This window comes from Streptomyces sp. NPDC091280 (assembly GCF_044768565.1).
Taxonomy (GTDB): Bacteria; Actinomycetota; Actinomycetes; order Streptomycetales; family Streptomycetaceae; genus Streptomyces.
On the sequence record NZ_JBIVUZ010000005.1, the window covers coordinates 175,475 to 195,437 of the forward strand.

The 19,963-nt window shown below is 73.6% G+C and carries 20 protein-coding genes; 12 read left to right on the forward strand and 8 right to left on the reverse strand.

Annotation, left to right across the window (positions count from 1 at the left end; genetic code table 11):
• The first annotated feature begins 162 nt into the window (after positions 1–162).
• Positions 163–468 carry a chaplin gene (locus ACIQPR_RS16825; protein ID WP_403648325.1) on the forward strand — a complete coding sequence of 102 codons (306 nt, stop codon included), beginning with the start codon at positions 163–165 and terminating at the stop codon, positions 466–468.
• 81 nt (positions 469–549) lie between these two features.
• Here ACIQPR_RS16825 and ACIQPR_RS16830 read toward each other — a convergent pair whose 3' ends face one another.
• From ACIQPR_RS16830 to chpG, 7 genes are all read right to left on the reverse strand, one after another.
• The gene (locus ACIQPR_RS16830; protein WP_403648328.1) at positions 550–1,416 is read right to left on the reverse strand and encodes a tyrosinase family protein; all 867 of its coding nucleotides are present in this window, start codon (positions 1,414–1,416) and stop codon (positions 550–552) included.
• Positions 1,400–1,834, reverse strand: coding sequence for a tyrosinase family oxidase copper chaperone (locus tag ACIQPR_RS16835; RefSeq protein WP_403648331.1), 435 nt, complete (start codon positions 1,832–1,834; stop codon positions 1,400–1,402). The genes ACIQPR_RS16830 and ACIQPR_RS16835 overlap by 17 nt, the downstream gene beginning before the upstream one ends.
• A 138-nt stretch (positions 1,835–1,972) precedes the next feature.
• A complete protein-coding gene (locus tag ACIQPR_RS16840) occupies positions 1,973–2,491 on the reverse strand; it encodes a hypothetical protein (protein WP_403648334.1) in 519 nt (172 codons plus the stop codon).
• A gap of 196 nt (positions 2,492–2,687) precedes the next feature.
• Complete coding sequence (locus ACIQPR_RS16845) at positions 2,688–3,185, reverse strand: DUF5949 family protein (protein WP_403648337.1); 498 nt, start codon at positions 3,183–3,185, stop codon at positions 2,688–2,690.
• Positions 3,186–3,312: 127 nt separating this feature from the next.
• Positions 3,313–3,603, reverse strand: a complete 291-nt coding sequence (locus tag ACIQPR_RS16850; RefSeq protein WP_019065677.1) for a hypothetical protein — start codon at positions 3,601–3,603, stop codon at positions 3,313–3,315.
• Between the two features lie 230 nt (positions 3,604–3,833).
• Entirely contained in the window at positions 3,834–4,670 is an 837-nt protein-coding gene (locus tag ACIQPR_RS16855) for a hypothetical protein (protein ID WP_403648340.1), read from the reverse strand.
• A gap of 272 nt (positions 4,671–4,942) precedes the next feature.
• A complete protein-coding gene (chpG, locus tag ACIQPR_RS16860; RefSeq protein WP_403648342.1) occupies positions 4,943–5,182 on the reverse strand; it encodes a chaplin ChpG in 240 nt (79 codons plus the stop codon).
• Positions 5,183–5,436: 254 nt separating this feature from the next.
• Between chpG and ACIQPR_RS16865 the strand changes: the two genes are divergently transcribed.
• The 9 genes from ACIQPR_RS16865 to ACIQPR_RS16905 are packed head-to-tail and all read left to right on the forward strand — an operon-like array spanning position 5,437 to position 15,836.
• A complete protein-coding gene (locus ACIQPR_RS16865; protein WP_403648345.1) occupies positions 5,437–6,519 on the forward strand; it encodes a DUF3344 domain-containing protein in 1,083 nt (360 codons plus the stop codon).
• 54 nt (positions 6,520–6,573) lie between these two features.
• Complete coding sequence (locus ACIQPR_RS16870; protein ID WP_403648347.1) at positions 6,574–7,752, forward strand: glycosyltransferase; 1,179 nt, start codon at positions 6,574–6,576, stop codon at positions 7,750–7,752.
• Positions 7,749–9,164, forward strand: a complete 1,416-nt coding sequence (locus ACIQPR_RS16875) for an exopolysaccharide biosynthesis polyprenyl glycosylphosphotransferase (RefSeq protein WP_403648350.1) — start codon at positions 7,749–7,751, stop codon at positions 9,162–9,164. Before ACIQPR_RS16870 ends, ACIQPR_RS16875 begins: the two co-directional genes overlap by 4 nt.
• 3 nt (positions 9,165–9,167) lie before the next feature.
• Entirely contained in the window at positions 9,168–10,502 is a 1,335-nt protein-coding gene (locus tag ACIQPR_RS16880; protein ID WP_403648353.1) for an O-antigen ligase family protein, read from the forward strand.
• Positions 10,499–12,217, forward strand: coding sequence for a murein biosynthesis integral membrane protein MurJ (gene murJ, locus ACIQPR_RS16885; protein WP_403648356.1), 1,719 nt, complete (start codon positions 10,499–10,501; stop codon positions 12,215–12,217). The genes ACIQPR_RS16880 and murJ overlap by 4 nt, the downstream gene beginning before the upstream one ends.
• Complete coding sequence (locus ACIQPR_RS16890; protein ID WP_403648359.1) at positions 12,201–12,959, forward strand: polysaccharide deacetylase family protein; 759 nt, start codon at positions 12,201–12,203, stop codon at positions 12,957–12,959. Before murJ ends, ACIQPR_RS16890 begins: the two co-directional genes overlap by 17 nt.
• The gene (locus ACIQPR_RS16895; RefSeq protein ID WP_403648362.1) at positions 12,956–14,107 is read left to right on the forward strand and encodes a glycosyltransferase; all 1,152 of its coding nucleotides are present in this window, start codon (positions 12,956–12,958) and stop codon (positions 14,105–14,107) included. The genes ACIQPR_RS16890 and ACIQPR_RS16895 overlap by 4 nt, the downstream gene beginning before the upstream one ends.
• Positions 14,104–14,736: a lipopolysaccharide biosynthesis protein gene (locus tag ACIQPR_RS16900; RefSeq protein ID WP_403648365.1), complete on the forward strand. Its 633-nt coding sequence runs from the start codon at positions 14,104–14,106 to the stop codon at positions 14,734–14,736. The genes ACIQPR_RS16895 and ACIQPR_RS16900 overlap by 4 nt, the downstream gene beginning before the upstream one ends.
• Before the next feature lie 5 nt (positions 14,737–14,741).
• Entirely contained in the window at positions 14,742–15,836 is a 1,095-nt protein-coding gene (locus ACIQPR_RS16905) for a GNAT family N-acetyltransferase (protein WP_403648368.1), read from the forward strand.
• A 22-nt stretch (positions 15,837–15,858) separates the two neighbouring features.
• Here ACIQPR_RS16905 and ACIQPR_RS16910 read toward each other — a convergent pair whose 3' ends face one another.
• Positions 15,859–17,217 carry a glycoside hydrolase family 26 protein gene (locus ACIQPR_RS16910; RefSeq protein WP_403648371.1) on the reverse strand — a complete coding sequence of 453 codons (1,359 nt, stop codon included), beginning with the start codon at positions 17,215–17,217 and terminating at the stop codon, positions 15,859–15,861.
• 172 nt (positions 17,218–17,389) lie between these two features.
• Here ACIQPR_RS16910 and ACIQPR_RS16915 point away from each other — a divergent pair, with 172 nt between their 5' ends.
• Both ACIQPR_RS16915 and ACIQPR_RS16920 read left to right on the forward strand, forming a co-directional pair.
• Positions 17,390–18,700, forward strand: a complete 1,311-nt coding sequence (locus ACIQPR_RS16915; protein WP_403648373.1) for an ATP-grasp domain-containing protein — start codon at positions 17,390–17,392, stop codon at positions 18,698–18,700.
• The gene (locus ACIQPR_RS16920; RefSeq protein ID WP_403648376.1) at positions 18,700–19,956 is read left to right on the forward strand and encodes an NAD(P)-binding domain-containing protein; all 1,257 of its coding nucleotides are present in this window, start codon (positions 18,700–18,702) and stop codon (positions 19,954–19,956) included. The genes ACIQPR_RS16915 and ACIQPR_RS16920 overlap by 1 nt, the downstream gene beginning before the upstream one ends.
• The last annotated feature ends 7 nt before the right edge of the window (positions 19,957–19,963 follow it).

Sequence of the window (19,963 nt, forward strand, 5' to 3'; positions counted from 1 at the left end):
CATCGGATTTCCGGGTGTCGAACACCCTCTCCCGGCGCTCGAAGTCATGTTCAAAAAGGTGATCCCGGCGCTGTCGCCGTTACCAGGAATGGGCCGCCGCGTTGAACCCGAAGTGCGACGGCGAGTCCTGCCGCCGCACTCACCGAACCAAAGGAGAACGTGATGTCTCGCATCGCGAAGGCGGCCGTGGTCGCCCTCGGCACGGGCGCCGTGGCGCTCGGTGGCGCCGGCCTGGCCATGGCGGACGCGGGCGCGCAGGGTGCGGCCGTCGGTTCGCCCGGCGTCCTGTCGGGCAACGTCGTGCAGGTGCCGGTCCACATCCCGGTCAACGTCTGCGGCAACACCGTCAGCGTGATCGGCCTGCTGAACCCGGCCTTCGGCAACACCTGCGCCAACGTGAGCGGCCACCACGGCAAGGGCGGCCACCCCGGCCCGGGCGGCTACGGCGACAGCGGCTACGGCCACTGATTCGACCGCACCCGCGGACGGACGTACGCGAAGAGCCCCGGCGCCCTCCAGCGCCGGGGCTCTCCCCGTGTCCGGGGCCGGTCAGCCGTAGCGGTAGATGCCGCTGACGTCCTCCAGCTGTTCCGGTGTCACGTCCCACGGTGGCATCCGCTGCCGCCGTGCCACGATCCGCCCTTCCTGGTCGTCGCCCGGTCCCGGCGGCTGTGCCGGGAGGTAGCGGGCGCCGCGGTGCCGGTTCTGCCAGCGCGTCCACTGGAGGTCGATGAAGGCGTGGTGCAGCCAGAAGACCGGGTCGTTGACGGAGGCGCCGCCGAGCATCACGCCCCCGACCCACTTGTGGACCCGGTTGTGGTTGCGCCAGGACGCGCTGCCGGACCCGGTGCCCCAGCCTTCGAGGCGGTTGCGGAACCCGGTGCGGGAGGTCGAGTCCCAGGGCGAGGTGTCGTAGACGGGGTCGGCGAGCGCCCCGTCCAGGTCGCTCTTCGTGGGCAGCGCGATCGGGGCGCCCGCCCGGCCCAGGTCCCGGGTGAGGTACGGCTCGTCGGTGATGTTCTCGGTGATCCGCCAGTTGCCCGCCGCGTAGGCGAACGGCCCGGTCGTCACCTGGTGGTCGGAGCGCCGGCCGGTGCCGCCGAGCAGGTCCTTCGTCCAGGGCAGGGCGGTCGCGGAGCGGTCCCGCGTCCAGTCCCAGTACGGCACGGTCACCGAGGAGTCGACCTTGCGCAGCGCCCGCTCCAGCTCCAGCACGAACTGCCGGTGCCAGGGCAGGAAGGAGGGCGCCATGTGCGCGGAGCGCAGCCCGTACTCCCCGTCGGGCACGAAGTACTCGATGTGCGTGCGCACGAACTCGTCGTACTCGCCCCGGCGTTTGATCTCCAGGAGCGCCGCCACGAACCGCCGCTTCTCGGCGGCGGTGAGTGTGCTGACGTCCTTACGCGTGTACGCCATGGTCTCCCCCCATGTGCATCGGCCCGTCCGCGGCCCGGAGTTCGCGGCCGGGGCTGAGTTCGTCGACGGCCGCGCGGGTCGCCTCCAGCGCGGTGGGATACGAGCGGTAGTGGTCGACCATGCTCAGCCAGGTGCCGTCGGCCCGGCGCATCAGATGCAGCGGGCGGCCGTCGACCGTCACCTGCCAACCGCCGTTCAGCACACCGTGGATACGGCGGCCCCGGTAGGTCTCGTCGAAGGCGGTGTCCCCGGGGTCCGCGCCGGGGCGGGTGGGCCGGGAGGCCGCGACCACGGGCACGAGGGCCACGGCGAGCACCGCGCCGAACGCCCCGCGCAGCGCCTCCCGCCGCGTCCCGCGCGCCGCTCCCGGTCTGACCGGCTCCCGCCCCACGGTTGCCTGGCCGACGCTCACGCTCATGGCTCAACTCCCTCGTCCGTACGGATCGTTCGAGGGGCTAACCGTCCGAGCCCCCGCCCGGTCACCGTCCGAACGCGCCCACGGCATGCGGAAGGGCCCGGGTCGCACCACCCGGGCCCTTGTCCACTGCCTGGCGACCTACAGGCCCGCGCCCGTGACCAGGTCCGCGCCCGGGACGGTCTGGAGGACCGGGGCCAGGACGCCCGCCTGGGGCGCCTTGAGGTCCGGGAGGCCGAAGTTGTCGGGGTTGGGCGGGGTCAGCGGGGCGTCCAGGGCCAGGCCCGGGGCCAGCGTGCGCAGGTCGGAGGCGGGGGTGCTGACGCCGATGTGGTCGAAGCCGTCGCCGAGGACGTGCGGCAGCGGGGCGCGCAGGTCGAGGCCGGGCAGGCCGCCGTGGACCGGGAGTTGGGGCAGCGCCCGCTCCGGGATGAGCCGGCCCTCGACGTACCGCGGGCCCTCGGGGGTGCCCGGCATGGGCACCGGGATCTCCCCGCCCAGCTTGGGCAGTTCCATGCCGAGGGCGCTCTCCGCGCCCCCCAGCGGCACGGGCACCGGGACCGCGCCGAGCGCGGCGGCGGGGGTCGCGGCGGCGGCGCCGGTCGCTGCCGCCACGGCCGTGATGACGGCGGCGATGGTTCCTCGGGTGGTCGACTTCATGGTGAGTACGGTCCCTTTCGGAATGCGGAGGCTCGGTGTGCTGACCGGGTAACGATCCCGGGAAGTGGACCAGTTCAAGATTCGCCCGAGTGCCGCAGTAGTCAGCTTTTCCCGTTGTCCCGAATTCCCATCAGCGGGCCGGAAGCGGTGTCCGGCAGGCCGGCCGGAACCGGCGCTCCCGCCCGCTGTCGGGGCGTCAGCCGCGCAGGCTGCGGGCGGGCAGGACGATGTGCGCGGCGGCGGTGAGGGTCTCCTCGGCGCCCGCGAACTCGGCCAGCGCCTCGGGGGTGACGGCCTTGCCCGGCTCGGCCTCGGGCCAGGGGCGGGTGGTGAACACCAGGTACGCGAAGCCGCGTTCGTCGACGGCCGCGAGCCACTCGGGCGGCGGCACGCACTGGGCGTTGAGCTGGGGCATGTTGAGGACGGCCTGCCCGGACTCGACGAGCATGGTGATCGGCAGGCTGGGCCGGGAGGCTCCGTCGACGACGTCGCCGCCGACCGGGAGTCCGTTGTCGGCCAGCAGTCGTTCCACCGCGGCGCTGGCCGCCTCGGGGCCGTCCGCGGCGTCGCCCAGGGTGTAGGCGAGGAGGTAGGGCATGTCCCCGTCGGGGGCCTCGCCGCTCCACGCCAGGACGACGAGGGTGCCGAGGTCGGCGACGCGGAAGGGGCGCGTTTCGCTTGAGGTTGAGGTCACCGCGCGACCTTATCGACGGGCCGGAAGGCCACCGGACGCGTTCTCACCCGTCCGGCCGATGGCGCGGCGGCCCCGCCACACGAACGAGGGACGCCTCGCGACGCCCCTCGAACGCCACCGGCGGGACTCAGCCCTGCAACGGCAGACCGCCGAGCAGCGGGTTGTGCTGGTTCAGCGCGCCGGCCGCACCCTTGACGGTGCTGAGCGGGGACTGCTTGTTCTCGGTGTCGAGCGCGTCCGACTGGTGCTGGAGCGGCATCACGTCGACGGGCTGGATCCGACCACTGGTGAGGGTGTTGACGGCGCCGGTGAGGCTGGTGGGCGTCACGTCGGCGGGGCTGTAGGCGAACGCGGGCGCGGCGGCACCGGCGAGGGCGACGGACCCGGCAACGACAGCGGCAGCCTTCAGGGACTTCATCGTGTTCCTTTCTTCGGCAACTGATGTCACCAGAGGGAATTCTGTCGCCGTGTGTAACGAGTTCCGGCCGGGCCGGAAACCCGTGCGCAGAAACTTTCTGCGCCCCCACCCGAATGCGGAGTGTGTCTCATCGGCGTTTCCCATCCTCATATGAAAGGGACGTGCGGAAAAGGCCGTTGGGCCGGCCCCGGAAAGGGACCGGCCCAACGGCTTTTCCACGATTGTTCGCGTCACACTCCCGGAACGGCGGGCACCGCCGGCAGGGCCGGGGTCGCCGGGAGCGAGGGCGTGGACGGCAGGGACGGCAGGGACGGGGTGGACGGCAGCGCGGGCAGGGACGGCAGACCGGCCAGGCTGGGTGCGGGCAGCCCGCCGCCGAGGAGCGTGGCCGCGACCACGTTGACGAGGCCCGTCACCACACCGGTGACCGCCGGGACGACCCCGCCGACATCGCCGGAGGTGACGGCGGCGAGCAGGGTGGTGACCGCTTTCTGCAGCGAGGCGAGGGCGTCTCCGGCGAGGTCGGCGGGCGCCTTCGCGCGCTTGGAGTGGCCGCCGTGGCCCTTGGAGTCGTCGCCGCTCTTCGGCAGCGCGGGCAGGGCGGGCGTGGCGGGCAGCGCGGAGGTGGCGGGCAGCGCGGGCGTCGCCGGGACGGCCGGGGTCGCCGGCAGGGCCGGGGTCGCCGGGACGGCGGGCGCCGCCGGAACGGCCGGGACCGCGGCGGGTACGGCCGGGACCGCCGGAGCCGCCGCGGTGATCTTGGCGACGGCCTCGTTGACGGTGTCGGCGAGCTTCTGCGCCTGGTCGGCGGAGAGTTGGCCGTTGTCGGCCTTGAGCACCTGGTTCAGCAGGTCGGTGACCGGGGTGAGCACGCTGCCGACGTTGCCGAGGCCCTTGACCTGGGCGAGCAGTCCGTCGGCTCCGGGGACCGGCACGCTCGGCGCGGCGTGGACGTGCTTCCGCGCCGAGTCGTTGTCGGCGGCGACGGCGGCGGGGCCGGCGATCCCGATCAGGACGGTGGCGCAGAGTACGGAGGACGCGATGCGCCGTGCGGGCAGACCACGCATGGGGTGTTCCTTTCGGTGGTGCTTTGAGATCTTGAGCCCACCGTGAAAGCGCTCACCACCATCTGCAACCGGTCGATCGCACCAGGTGACCGTCCGTCAGCCGTACGGACGACGTCGTGCCTGGTGAGGGCCATGTCAAGACCGGACGGCCGGGCCGGTGCCGCTGCCGCCCATTCGGGGCAACGGCCCTCGGCGCCGCCCACACGCCAACCGGCCGCCTCCCCGTGGAAGGACCACGGGGAGACGGCCGGCCGAAGGGATGCGCGCGGACGTCAGCCGTTGACGCAGGTGTTGCCGAACGCGGGGTTCAGCAGACCGATGACGTTGACGGTGTTGCCGCAGACGTTGACCGGGACGTGAACCGGAACCTGGACGACGTTGCCCGACAGCACGCCCGGGGAGTGGGCGGCGGCGCCGTGCGCGTCGCTGTCGGCGGCGGCGATGCCGGCGGTGCCCGCCATGGCGGCGGCGGCAACGGAGGTCAGGACCAGGCCCTTCGCGATACGCGACATGGAGAGGTGCTCCTTGGGGTTGAAACAAACACCCGGGCGGGGATGCCCGGCGCTGTGTCAACGCGCGGCGCCCACGGGGGTTGTGCCGCCAATGGGGTGATGTCCCACAGGGCCGAACTTCACCATTCCGACACACTTGTCACGTTTCGACGGATTAATCCGGATAGCTACTAGAGTTGCGCACCTCCCGAAGTACCCCTATAGCCAGCAAATCGCATATAGGGGCCGTACTTCCCGAAAGGGCATCGCCGGTCATGCGCAATTCCCAGGGTCCGCTGCTGCGCCGGGCGTCGACGGTCGCCCTCGCCCTCGCCGCCGTCGGGGCCCCGGCCGCCGCCGGCAGTACCGCCCCGCCCGCCGCCGAGGCGGTGCGCATCCCCCCGGCCAAGCGCTACCAGGCCCTCCAGCACGGCGGCTTCGTCCGCGCGGCCAACACCTCCGTCAGCTGCCGCACGGACGCGCCCGGCTGCCCGGCCGCACGCGGGGGACACCCGGCGGTCAACAGCGACTTCGACATGTTCTACGTCGACGTCGACGACGACCCGAACACCTACAACTCCTCCCGCGCGGAGGTACGGCTGCCCGCGGGCGCCCGGGCCACGTACGCGCGCCTGTACTGGGGCGGCAACCTCAAGGTGGGCGAGCAGAAGCCGGCCAAGGACAACGGCCGGGTGCTGATCGCGGAGCCCGGCGGCGCCTACAAGGAAGTGCTCGCGGACACGGTCGTAGGACACCGGGTGGCGGCCGGCGCGGACGCGTTCCAGGCCTCGGCGGACGTCACGAAGCTGGTCCGGGAGAGCGGTCCGGGCCTCTACACCGTGGCCCAGGTCAACACGGCGATGGGCAGGTCGGCGGCCGGCGCGTGGGGCGGCTGGACGCTCGTCGTCGCCTACGAGAAGCCGCAGGAGCCACTGCGCCGGCTGGAGCTGTGGGACGGCTTCGACGCGCTGAACTCCCGTACCGGCGTGGAGATCCGGCTGCGCGGGCTGCGCACGCCCGCGCACGCCGGGGGACGCGCGGGCGTGGTGGCGTACGACGGGGATCGTGGCACGACCGGGGATTCGCTCACGCTCTCGACCGGTCGTACGAACGCCATCCCGCTCGGTGACGGCGCCGATCCCCGGGACGACGTACTGAATTCCACGATCAGCGAGCCGGGGGCGGCTCCTTCGGAGCGTGCGCCCGCGTATGCGAACACGCTCGGCTACGACTCCGATGTGTTCGATCTCGGCAAGGCGCTGCGGCCGGGCGGTGACCAGCTGGCCTTCCGGCTCGTTTGCCAGCGGGACGCGGCGTGGTTCGGGGCGCTCTTCGTCGCCGTCGACGCCCAGCAGTGATGCGCGTTCCCGCCCGCAGTCCCGAGCGCCACCCGTGAGCGAGGAAACCGCGCAATGCACCACGAGTCAGCCACCGACCCTCGGCCACGGGTCCTGCACCTCGCCCAGCCCGTGGACGCCGGGGTCGCCCGGGTCGTCACGGATCTGACGCGGGCCCAGCTCGCGGCCGGCCTGCATGTCACGGTCGCCTGCCCCGACGGCGGCTGCCTCGCGGACGCGGTCCGGGCGCTCGGCGCCGACGTGCACCGGTGGGAGGCGACCCGGTCGCCGGGGCCCTCGCTCGTCGCGGAGGTACGGCGGCTGGCCCGGGTGGTCGCGCAGGCGCGGCCCGATCTGGTGCACGCGCACAGCGCGAAGGCCGGGCTCGCCGGGCGGCTCGCCGTGCGGGGGCGGATCCCGACCGTGTTCCAGCCGCACGCCTGGTCGTTCGAGGCGGTCGGCGGGGTCACCGCCGCGCTCGCCCTCGGCTGGGAGCGGTGGGGGGCCCGGTGGTCCACCCGGACGGTGTGCGTGAGCGAGGCGGAGCGCGCCACCGGGCTGCGGGCCGGGATCCGGGGCCGCTGGAGCGTGATCCCGAACGGGATCGACAGCGAGCGTTTCCACCCGGCCCCCGTCGACACCGTACGGGCCGGGATCGAGCGGCTCGCCGGGGTCGACCCGGCCGCGCCGCTGGTGGTGTGCGTGGGGCGGCTGTGCCGGCAGAAGGGCCAGGACGTCCTGCTGACGGCGTGGGACGCGGTGCTGCGGCGGGTCCCGAGGGCGCGCCTGGTGCTCGTCGGCGACGGGCCCGACCGGGACGCGCTGCGCCGACTCGCCCCGGAATCGGTGCTGTTCGCGGGTGCCGTGCCCGATGCCGTGCCCTGGTACCAGGCCGCCGACCTGGTGGTGCTGCCCTCGCGCTGGGAGGGCATGGCGCTGGCCCCGCTGGAGGCGATGGCCTGCGGCCGGCCCGTCGTCGTCACCGATGTCGCGGGCGCCCGCGAGAGCCTGCCGCCCGGTCTCGCCCCACGCTGTCTGGTCCCGGCCGACAACCCGGCGGTGCTGTCCGGTGCGGTGGCCGAGCTGCTGCTCGACCCGCTGCTGCGCGAGTCCCTCGGCCACCAGGGACGCCGGTACGTCCAGTCCACGCACGACGTGCGGCACACCGCCGAAGCGGTCGCGGGGGTCTATCGCGACCTGCTCGGCGGCAAACCCGTCGTGCCCACCGAGTGCAGGGAGTCCATCCACTCGTGACTGCGGAAAGCACCGTCCCCTCCCCCGGCGGACAGCCACGGGACCACGGATCCTCGAACGTCTCGGTCATCCCCCGGCGCGCCGACGGCGGTTTCCGGTTCCCGGTCCGCCGCCCGCCCGCGCGCCCGGCCTCACCGCTGCCGCTGCTCGGCGCGGACCTCGCCGCCGCCCTGCTCGGCGCGCTCGCGCTGACCGGCGGCCGGCCGCTGCTGGTGGCGCTGCTGATCGCCGGTTCGATACTGCTGCGCCCGCACGTGCTCCGGGCCGTACCGCGCGTCCTGGACGAACTGCCCGCCGTCTGCGGCCGGATCGCCGTCGCCTGGCTCGCCCTCGGCACCCTCACGGCGGCCTACGACCCCGACCGCGCCCTGTCCGCCCGCACCCTGCTGCTGGGCTTCGCGCTCCAGACGGCGGCGGGCTGCGTGGCCCGCGGCGCGGTCCACCGGCACCGCCGCCGGGCCCTGCTGAAGCACCCGCGCACCGCCCTGGTGATCGGCCCGGCGACGACCGCGCAACGCGTCGCGGCGGCGGTACTGCGGCACCCGGGCTGCGGGGTCGAGCCGATCGGCATCGTCGCCGACCGCCCCGACGGCACCGAGGGCCTGCCCGTACTGACCACCGGCGAGGAGGTCGAACGCGCCCTCATCCAGAACGGCGTCCGGGCCGTCCTCACCGTGCACCCCTCCGTACGCTCCGAACGCGGGCCGCTGCTGCGGGCGTTGGCGGAGTCCGGCTGCGCGGTCTGGGAGGTCGACGCCGACTCCCCCTCGTACGAGATGCGCGACCAGCTCGCCGGATTCGCCTGCCGGCGGCTGGAGTTGGGGTCCCGCAGGCGCGGCAGCCTCGGCAAGCGGACGCTGGACGTCCTGGTGTCGGGGCTGCTGCTGCTCCTGGTCAGCCCGCTGCTGCTGGTCTGCGCGACCGTGCTGCGGCTCACCGACGGACGCGGGGTCGTCTTCCGCCAGGAGCGCATCGGCAAGGACGGACGCCCCTTCACGCTGCTGAAGTTCCGCACCCACCGCCCGGTCGACGAGCACGAGGCGGCGACCCGCTGGAGCGTCGCGGGCGAGCACCAGATGAGCCGCTTCTGCCGCTTCCTGCGCCAGACCTCGCTGGACGAACTGCTCCAGCTGTGGAACGTCTTCCGCGGCGACATGAGCCTGGTCGGCCCGCGCCCCGAACGCCCTTACTTCGTCGCGCAGTTCAGCCAGACCTACCCCGGCTACGCGGCCCGCCACCGGATGCAGACCGGGATCACCGGCCTCGCCCAGATCCACGGGCTGCGCGGCGACACCTCGATCGAGGACCGCTGCCGGTTCGACAACGCGTACATCGACAACTGGTCGCTGTGGCAGGACATCTGCATCCTCGCCCGCACCGCGACCGCGCTCGTACGTCCGACGGGGAGCTGAGCCGTGAACCACCGCCTGCGCACCTTCGCCCCGGTCCTGCCGGTCGTCGCCGTGATCGCCCTGCTCGGCCTGCCGCTCGCCCCGGACGCGAGCGGCGCGGGCCCGGCCGACGCGGTCTCCGGGCTGGTGGTCCTGTACTGCGGGATCCGGCTGCTGCGCGAGCGCAGCCGCCCGCTGACCCCGACGGCCGTGGTGGTCATGGGACTTCCGGTCCTCGGCCTGTCCGTCGCGGCGATGGGCGCGGCCTCGCCGGGGGCCGGGCTGAGCGGGCTGGGCCGCTATCTCCAGATCTTCGTCCTGGTCCCGGCGGCGGTCGTGCTGCTGGTCCGGGACCGCCGCGACTTCCGCCTGCTGGCCTGGTCGTTCGTCGCCCTCGCCCTGTGGCAGGGGGCGATCGGCGTCAAGCAGTACGTCACCGCGACCGGGGCCTCCTACCAGGGCGAGGACATCCGCGCGGTGGGCACCTTCGGACCGACCGACGTGATGGGCATGGCGACGGTCGTGGCCTTCGGCCTGATCTGCGCGGTGGCCCTGGCCCTGGGCCGGAACGACGTACGGCAGCGGGCGGTCGCCACGGGCTGCGCGTTCGTCCTGCTGCTGCCGCTGGCCCTGTCCTTCAGCCGGGGCGCGTGGATCGCGACCGCCGCGACCTGCGCGCTGCAACTGGCGCTGGCCGGACTGCGGCGGGCGCTGAAGGTGGCCGCGGCCCTGACGGCGGCGGGTGTGGTCCTGGTCGGCGGCTTCGGTGTCGGTACGGCGATGCTCCAGGAGCGGATCAGCAGCATCACCCAAGTCACCGACGCCCCCGACCAGTCGGTGACCGACCGGTACACCATGTGGGCGGCGGCGACCGCGATGTGGCGCGAACACCCGCTGACCGGCGTCGGGTTGAAGGGCTTCCCCGAACACCGGGACGGCAACGCCTCGTTGGCCCTGTCCTCGGGCAGCGACACGGACGGCGCGGGCGCCGGCTTCCTCAAGCAGCCGCTGCTCTCCCCGCACAACATGTACCTCCTGGTCCTCAGCGAGCAGGGCCTGATCGGTCTGCTCACCCTGGCGGGCGGCTGGCTGGCCCTCCTGGTCTGCGCGCTGCGCGGCCTGCTGCGCGCCCATCGCGCCGAAGTCCCGGGCCTGGACTGCGCGTTGGTCTCCTCCGGCCTGCTGATCTGGCAGCTGATCGACTTCATGTACGCAGACATCGGCGGCCCGTCGACCGTGCTGACGGCGGTGGTGTTCGGGGTGGCGGCGTGGTGGTCGCTGGTGGGAGCGAACGCGCGGGAGCGGCTGCCCGCGCCGCCTCCGGCGTGCGTGCCCGAGGCGGAGGCCGCGATCCGATGACGGTCACCGGCAGCACCCCGAAGGGGCGCGGGGCCCTGTCGATCGGCGGCTCCGGCACGGGACGCGAGCAGACCGCACGGCGCGCCCCCCGGACGGGCGCCGCGTCCCCCCTGGTCCCGTCCCCGACCCCCTCACCGGAAGCCCCCGCTCCCGAGTCCCGCACTTTCCTGGCGAAAGCCGCCCTGATCACGGCCGCGCTCTCCGTCACCGGCTCCCTCCTCGGTCTCGCCAGAGACCAGTCCCTGGCCCGCCTGTTCGGCGCGGGCAGCGAGACCGACGCCTTCCTCGTGGCCTGGACCGTCCCCGAGTTCGCCGCCACCCTGCTCATCGAGGACGGTCTCGCCTTCGCGCTGATCCCGGCGTTCAGCATGGCGCTGGCCCGCAGCGCGCAGGGCGCCCCCGGCGACCCGGTCCGCGCCCTGGTGAAGGCCACCCTGCCCCGCCTCGCGCTGGCGTTCATCGCCGTGTCGGCGCTGCTCGTCGCGGCGGCCCCCTACCTCGTCGAGGCCCTGGCCCCCGGCCTCCCTCACCCCGCGCTCGCGGTCAGCTGCACCCGTATCACCGCGACCTGCGTCCTGAGCTTCGGCCTGGCGGGCTATTGCAGCGCGGCGCTGCGCGCCCACCGCCGTTTCGTGGCCCCGGCCGCGATCTACGTGGCGTACAACATCGGCATCATCGCCGGGATGTACGCCTTCGGCCGCCACTGGGGCGTACGCTCGGCCGCGCTCGGGGTGGCGGCCGGCGGCTTCCTCATGGTGCTGACCCAACTGCCCGCACTGGTACGCCAGTTGCGGAGCCACAAGCCGACGGCCCCGGACCCGGGGACCGCCGAAGCCCCCCGCCCGATGAACTTCGCCCTGATGGCCACCGTGCTGCTCTTCGCGCTGTGCCGCCAGTCCCAGGTCCTCATCGAGCGCTTCCTCGCCTCCCACCTCCCGGCCGGCGCCATCTCGCATCTGAACTACGCGCAGAAGGTCGCCCAGATGCCGATGGTGCTGTCGCTCATGCTGTGCACGGTCACCTTCCCGGTGGTCGCGCGGGCGCTCGCCGAGGGCGACACGGAGAAGGCCCGCAACCGGGTGGAGCGGGACCTCGCGCTCGCCGCCTGCCTGGTGCTGCTCGGCGCCGCCACGGTGATCGCGTGCGCCCCGCAGATCATCCAACTCCTCTTCCAGCGCGGCGCGTTCACCGCCCACGACACCGCGGCCACGGCCGGTGTGATGCGGGTGTACGCGCTCGGACTGCTCGGCCAGACCCTGGTCGGCGTCCTGGTCCGCTCCTACTTCTCGGCGGGCCGCCCCACCTGGTACCCGGTCGGCGCGATGGCCGCCGGCATCGTCGTGACCTCCTGGATCGGCGCCTGGACGGTCGGCCCCTGGGGCGTCATCGGCATCGCGGTCGCCAACGCCACCGGCATCACCACCGCCGCCGTGCTCCTGCTGTGCGGCAGCGGCCCGCGCAGTGTCCCGATCCGCACCCGGCAGGTGCTGGTCGAGCTGACCCGGCCGGTCCGCGCCGCGGCGGTCGCGACGGTCGCCGGGGCGTTCGCCGCCCACGCGGTCCCCTCGCCGCTGCTCGGTCTCGCCGTCGGCTGCACCGTCGTCACCGTCGTCTTCGTCCTGCTCGGCTGGGCCCTGGGCGCCCAGGGCTTCGCCCCCGCACTGGCATCCGTCCGCTCCGTCACACGAAGGCTCCCGTATGGCCGCTCCCGCTGATTCCCCGACCACCGGCAGTCGCGTCACGGGCCCGGTCCCGTGGGTGGCGATGTACCACTCCGTGGGCGACTGCTCCGACGATCCCTACCGCATCACGGTCACGCCCGACCGTCTGGACCGGCAGCTGCGCTGGCTGAGCCGGCGCGGGCTGCGGGGCGTGTCCATGGCCGAACTGCTCGCCGCCCGCGCCCGCGGCGAGGACGCCGGTCTGGTCGGTCTGACCTTCGACGACGGCTACGCCGACTTCGTCGACAACGCCCTTCCCGTGCTGGCCCGTTGGGACTGCGGCGCCACCCTCTTCGTACTGCCGGGCCGGCTCGGCGGCGACAACGCCTGGGACCCGCTGGGCCCGCGCAAACCGCTCCTGACCGCGGACGGCATCCGCCGGGCCGCCGCCGAGGGCGTGGAGATCGGCTCGCACAGCCTGACCCACGTCGACCTCACCCGGGCCGACGACGCCACACTGAAGGCCGAGGTCGCCGAAAGCCGTTCCGTACTGGCCGAGTTGAGCGGCACGACCGTCGACGGCTTCTGCTACCCCTACGGCACGATCGACCCCCGCGCCGTGGCCGCCGTGCAGGAAGCCGGCTACGCCTACGCCTGCGCCATCGACCCCGGCGACCTCAGCGGCCCGCACGCCTTCCCCCGCGTGCACATCGGCCAGAACGACACCGCCCTCCGCCTCTTCCTCAAGTACCGGCTGCACGGCCTGCGCCGCCGCCCGGTGGAGGGTCCCGCATGAAGGCCCTGCACATCATCACCGGGCTCGGCGTCGGCGGAGCCGAGCAGCAACTCCGGCTGCTGCTGAGGCACTTGCCGGTCGACTGCGATGTCGTGACACTCACCAACCCGGGCCCGGTCGCCGAGGGCCTGAGTGCCGACGGGGTGCGCGTCCACCACCTCGGCATGACCGGCAACCGCGACCTCGCCGCCCTCCCCCGCCTGGCCAGGATCATCCGCGACGGCGGCTACGACCTGGTCCACACCCACCTCTACCGCGCCTGCGTCTACGGCCGGCTCGCCGCCCGGATCGCGGGCGTACGGGCGGTCGTCGCCACCGAACACTCCCTGGGCGACTCGCAGATGGAGGGCCGAAGCCTCACCTCCGGTGTCCGCGCCCTGTATCTGGCCAGCGAACGCCTGGGCCGCTCCACCGTCGCCGTCTCCCCCACGGTCGCCGAACGCCTCAGGAACTGGGGCGTGCCGGGCCCGCGCATCGAGGTCGTCCCCAACGGCATCGACCTGCCCCGCTTCCGCTTCGACCCGGTCCAGCGGCTGCGCACCCGCCAGCGCCTGGGCCTGCCCGAGAACGCGTACGTCGTCGGCGGCATCGGCCGCCTCGCGGCCGGCAAACGCTTCGACGTCCTGATCCGCGCCCTGACCCGACTCCCCTCCGACTACTGGCTGTTGCTGGTCGGCGGCGGCCCCGAGGAGAACCTCCTGCGCCGCACCGCCCACGACTGCGACGTGGCCGACCGGGTGCTGTTCACCGGCGAACGCCCCTACGTCCCGGACGGCACCCCGGGCCCCGAGCTGCCCTCCCTCACCTCGGCGATGGACCTGCTGGCCTCGCCGTCCCCCGAGGAGGCCTTCGGCCTGGCCGTCGTAGAAGGGCTGGCGGCCGGGCTGCCCGTGCTCTACGCCTCCTGCCCGGCCGTCGAGGACCTCCCGCCGCGGTCCGCGGCCGACGCGCTCCGGGTCCGGGGCGGGCCCGAGGTCTTCGCCCGCGCGCTGGCGGCGGCCCGCGCCCGGGGCCCGCGCCCGCGCACCGCGCCGGACGCCGCCCACCACTACTGCATCACCCGCAGCGCCGCCCAACTCATGGACGTGTACGCGGCGGTCTCCACCTCGTCGCCGTCCCCCGCACCCCAGGGAGCCAGTTCCTCATGACCGAGATCCGACAGCACCGCCCGCTCGCCCGCGCGAAGACCCTCCCGGCCTGGTCCCTCCTCGCGGCCGGCGTCGTGACCGGCGGCCTCCTCGGCGCCGGCTACGGCCTCGCCAAGCCGCCGACGTACACGGCCACCAGCTATGTCATCGCCGTACCGACCGACAAGGCCGACTCCTCGACCGCGCTCGGCTTCGCGCAGGCCTACGGCCGGGTCGCCACCCAGCTCGCGGTGCTCGGCGACGCGCAGGTGTGGGCCGGTGTCCCGGTGAAGACGCTCCAGTCGAGCGTGCAGACGGCGACCTCGCCGGACGCGCCGATGGTCGCGGTCACGGCCGTCTCCTCGCGCGCGGACCTCGCCGCCGACATGGCCAACGCGGTGTCCCGCTCGCTGACCGTGCACGCGAACGACTCCAAGGACTCCACCCACGTCGAACTCCAGACCTTCGCCCGCGCCATCAAGCCGGCCGGGCCCTCCTCGGCCCCGGCGGCGGTGACCGGTCTGGTCGGCGCGAGCGCGGGCGGTCTGCTCGGCGGGCTGCTGCTCCTGGTCCGGCCGCGCCGGGGCACCGACGAGACCGGCCGCCCTGCCTCCGTGCCCGGCCCGGCCACCGCGGCCGACGTCCTGTGACACCGGTGTACTCGACCGAACTCGTCACCGACGCCCGCGCCTTCGCCGAACTGGCCCCGGGCTGGGGCCGGTTGTACCGGAAGTGCGGCGCGGCCACCCCGTTCCAGTCGCACGCCTGGCTGCACTCCTGGTGGCTGTCGTACGGCCGAACGGGCCGACTGCGCGTGCTCGTTGTCCGCGAGGGCCGCGAACTCGTCGCCGCCGCGCCCCTGATGCTCGTCCGCAGCCCGGTCCCCTCGCTGGTCCCGCTCGGCGGGGCGATCTCCGACTACGGCGACATCCTGCTGGACGACGAGCACGGCGACCCGGCGGTCGCCGCGCTCACCGACGGCCTCGCGTCCGCCGCCCGCACCGCGCTGATCGACTTCCGCGAGGTACGGCCCGGCGGCGCGGTCGAGCGCGTCTACGACCGCTGGCGCGGCCCGCGCCGCCGCGTGCACGACTCGCTGTGCCTGGAACTGCCCGCCGTACCGATGGACGAACTGGTCGCCAGGCTCCCCTCCGCCAAGGCCCAGCGCGTCCGCGCCAAGCTCCGCAAGCTCACCGCGCTCGGCGTCGAGCGCGCGGTCGTACGGCCCGACGAGGTGGACGGAGCGCTGCGGCGGCTGCTGGAGCTGCATCAACTCCAGTGGCAGGGACGGAAGGTGACGTCCGAGCACCTGCAGACCCGGTTCTGCGAACACCTGGTCCGCTCGGTCGGGCCGATGGTCCGCTCCGGCGACGCGGTCGTCACCGAGTTCCGGCTCGACGAGGACGTGGTCGCCGTGGACCTCACGCTGCTGTCACGACGGCTCGCGGGCGGCTATCTCTACGGCGCGCATCCGCGGCTGCGGGAGCGGAAGGCGGACGTCGCGGTCATGCTGCTCGACGCGTGCGCCGAGCACACCGGCACCGACGGGCCCGGCACGCTCAGCCTCCTGCGCGGCAACGAGCCGTACAAGCACCACTGGCGGCCCGAACCGGTCGTCAACCAGCGGCTGTTGCTGGCCCGCCGGCGCACGGCGCCGCTGCTGGCGGCGGTCGTCTGCGACGTCGCCGCGCGGCGGCGGGGCAAGGCGGTGCTGCGGAAGTGGAGGGACCGCGGTGGCGACGGACCGTGAACGGCCCGCCGCCACCTCCGGTTCAGCGGTCGCGCTGCCACCAGTCGAACTTCACGCACAGCTTCCCGCCGAGCCAGTACTCCACCCAGTCGCCCAGTTCCACGGGCGAGCAGTTGGCCGGATGCGCCGGGGTCGGCGGCGGGGTCGGCACGGTCGGCTCCGGCGTGACCGGAGTCGTGGGCGTCGCGGGTGTCGTCGGTGCGGTGGGGGTGGTGGGCGTAGTGGGCGTGGTGGGTGTCGTCGGCTGGGTGCTCGGGTCCTCCGTGCGGCCGAACAGGGCCGAGCGGTAGACCTTCGACGACTTCGGGTTCTCGGAGCACTGCCACACACCGTGCGGGCAGTAGTCGGTCACGGTGTTGTACAGCGGCTTGTGCTCGTCCATCCAGGCGAGCATGCGCTTCATGTACTCCGCGTTGTCGCCATTACGGAAGAGTCCCCATTCAGGATAGGAGATGGGCTTGCCGTGGGATTTGGCGAAGTCCACGTGTTCCTGGAGTCCGTAGGGCTCTTTCACCTGCTCGTCGAACGTCAGCCCGGACGGCTGGTCGTACGAATCCATTCCGACGATGTCGACCGTGTCGTCCCCCGGATAGCACTGCGTCCAGGGAACGGCGTCCCGGCCGCGGCTCGGAGTGAAGTCGAACCGGAATTTCTGGCCCGGCACCGAGCGCATCGTGGTGACGATCCTGTTCCAGTACTTCTTCCAGGCCTCCGGGTCCGGCCCGCAACGAGAGGTGTACGTGGTGCCGTTCATCTCCCAGCCGAGCACGATGACCGTGTCCGGCACCTTCAGGTCGACCAGCCGTTCGGCCAGGGCCTTGAAGTGCTGATCGAAGCGGCCGGCCGCGCCCAGCTGGAGCAGCCCGCGGACCTGCCAGTCGGAGACACCGTCCTCGTTGTGCTCCTGCATCGGCACGTTGAGGACGAGCATCCGGTCGGACTTCTCCGCCCGCCAGTCCGCCCATACGTCGAGGAGGCCCGGGGCGCCCTCGATGTCGCTCCACTGGTTGCCGGGCAGGTAGGTGTGGCCGACGCGCAGTTCGGCGCCGCCCAGCCAGCTGCTCAGCGCGGCCATCCGGGCCACGCCCCGGGCACCGGAGTCGAGGAACGCCCCGAAGGCCGGCGTGGTCGGCGCGGTGGTGGGTGCGGTGGTGGGTGCGGTGGTGGCCGCGGCGATGGGCGCGGCGATGGGTGCGGCGGTGGCCGCGGTGGTAGGCGCTGCGGCGGGCGCGGCGGTCACGGGAGCAGGCGGATCGGTGGCCCGCGCCACCCCCGCTCCCGCCGCGAACCCGGGACCCGACGCGAAAGCCGCCGACGCGGCGACCGTGGCCGCGACGAAGGCCAGCCGGGCGGTCCGGGACCGTCGTTGCTGTGGGGCCATGCCTGCTCCTCTCTCCACTCTCGTACTCCGTTCCGACTCCGCTTTTCCTGCTACTGACACCTTTTCCTTCTACTGACACTCAGTCATATGAATATGAATTACGCCACCGCCATTACCGCTTCCGAGTTCCTCCATCGCCCGCACGGGTGAACCGAACCGAAGGAAACAGTCCGTGTCGCTGCTCGACATCCGTGTCCCCGCAGTTCTGTTGCGGATCGACCGGAATCCCTTTCACCACGGAACGCTGGGGGCCGTGCGCTCGCTCGGCCGGGCGGGAGTGGAGGTGCACGTGGTCGCCGACTCCGCCGGAAGTCCCGTACGCAGCTCCCGCTTCGTCTGCCAGATGCACCCCCCGCCGGCGCCCGGCGCCTCCCCGGCCGAGATCGCCGTCGCGCTGCGCCGGGTGGCCGCCCGGATCGCGCGTCCCGCCGTGCTGATCGCGATGGACGACGCGAGCGCCGTCGCCGTCGGCCGGCTGCGCGAGGAGCTGGCGCCCTCCTATCTGCTGCCGCAGCAGCCCCGCGCGCTCGCCGAACGGGTCGCCGACAAGGCCGAACTGGCCGCCGTGTGCGCGAGCGCGGACATCCCGCACCCGCAGACGCTGGTCCCGGACAGCGCGGCGCAGGCCGCGAGCGCCGCCTGGCACCTGGGGCTGCCGGTGGTCGCGAAGTGGAGCCGGCCGTGGCTGCTGCCGACCGGGACCGGGCTGCGCAGCACGGTGGTGGTGCACAGCGGACAGGAGGCGCGCGAGCTGTATCTGCGCGCCGAGGAGGCGGGCAGCCGACTGCTGTTGCAGGCGTTCCTGCCGTGCGGGCCCGACCGCGACTGGTTCTTCCACGGCTACGCCGACCGCGCCGGCACCGTGCGCGCCGGCGGCCCCGGCCGCAAGCAGCGCGCCTGGCCGCGCGGGGCCGGTCTGACGGCGGTGGGCCGCTGGACGCCCAACCCGCAGGTGCGGGCGCTCGCCGAACGCCTCACCGCCGAACTCGGCTACCGCGGCATCTTCGACCTGGACTTCCGCCGCTGCGGCACGACCGGCCACTACCACCTGCTCGACTTCAACCCGCGGCCCGGCGCCCAGTTCCGGCTCTTCACCGACAGCGCGGGCCTGGACGTCGTCCGCGCCCTGCACCTGGACCTGACCCACCGTCCGCTGCCGGAGGGGACACCGCGACCGGGCCGCTCCTTCGTCGTGGAGAACTACGCGCCGCTCACCGCGCTGCGGCCGACGCTCCACGGGCGCGAGCTGGCCTGGCACGCGCCGGACGACCCCGGACCCGGCCGGGCGATGTGGGGACTGTGGGGCCTGCACGTACTGCGCAAAGTACGCGGGCGACTGGGCGGGAGCCCGGCCCCGGCGCGCCCGACCGAGGTCAGGGTCGTCCGGCAGGCGGGCGCGAGCACACGCAACGAGCCCGCCGAGCCGGCCGGGCCGGCCAAGTCGACCGAGTTGTCCGACGACGAGAAAGCGAGCAGCTGCTGATGTACGACCTGCTGGTGGTGGGCGCGGGCCCGTACGGCCTGTCCATCGCGTCCCACGCCGCGAGCGCCGGGCTGAACCTGCGCGTCTTCGGCCGGCCCATGGCGTCCTGGCGCGACCACATGCCCCGGGGCATGTTCCTCAAGTCGGAGCCCTGGGCCTCCAACCTCTCCGACCCGGAGGGCCGTTGGCCGCTCGCCGCGTACTGCGCGACCCAGGGCGTCGAGTCCCGGCACGGCGAACCGATCCCGGTCGAGATGTTCGCCTCCTACGGCCTGTGGTTCGCCCGCAACGCGGTCCCCGAGGTGGACGAGCGGACCGTGGAGCGGATCGCCCCCGTGCCCGGCGGCTTCGAGGCGGTGACGGACGACGGCACGGTGCTGCGCGCCCGGACCGTCGCGCTCGCGGTCGGAGTCATGCCGTTCGTCGAAATCCCGTCCGCGCTAAGGGGGTTGAGCCGTTCCCTGGTCTCGCACAGCAGCCACCACAGCACACTGGACGGCTTCCGCGGCAAGGACGTCACGGTGATCGGCGGCGGCCAGGCGGCACTGGAGACGGCCGCGCTCCTCGCCGAACAGGGCACACGGGTACGGGTGTTGGCGCGGGCCGACGAGCTGTGCTGGAACGACGTGCCGCCGGCCTGGGAGCGCCCGTGGTGGCAGCAGGCCCGCTCCCCGCACAGCGGCCTGGGCCCCGGCTGGCGCAACTGGTTCTACGCCGAGCGCCCCGACCTCTTCCGCCGGCTCCCGGAGTCCACCCGGGCGCGGATCGCGGCCAACGCTCTTGGCCCGGCGGGCGCTTGGTGGGTGCGCGACCGGTTCGAACCGGCGGTGGAGGTCCTGCTCGGCCGTGAGGTCGCGGCGGCCGACGTGGTGCCGGGCGGGGTACGCCTGGAGACGGTGGGCGGCGCGGGCGGGACACGCTGCCTGGAGACCGAACACGTCATCGCGGCAACGGGGTTCAGGGCGACGACCGGCCGACTCGGGCTGCTCTCAAGCGAGTTGCGGGGTTCCCTGGCCATGGTGGGCGACGGTTCCCCCGAGGTCGGCCGGGACTTCGAGTCCTCGCACCCCGGCCTGTTCATGGCGGGTCTGCTGACCGCCTCGGGCTTCGGGCCGTCGATGCGGTTCGTGCACGGCGCCACGTTCACGGCGGGCGCGCTGGTCCGCGGAGTCCGGCGCCGACTGCGCTCGCAGCCGCGCGGCGGGACGATCCCGGCGCCAGCTCGACGGGGCGCACGGGACTTCGTACGACGCTGAGCGCGTG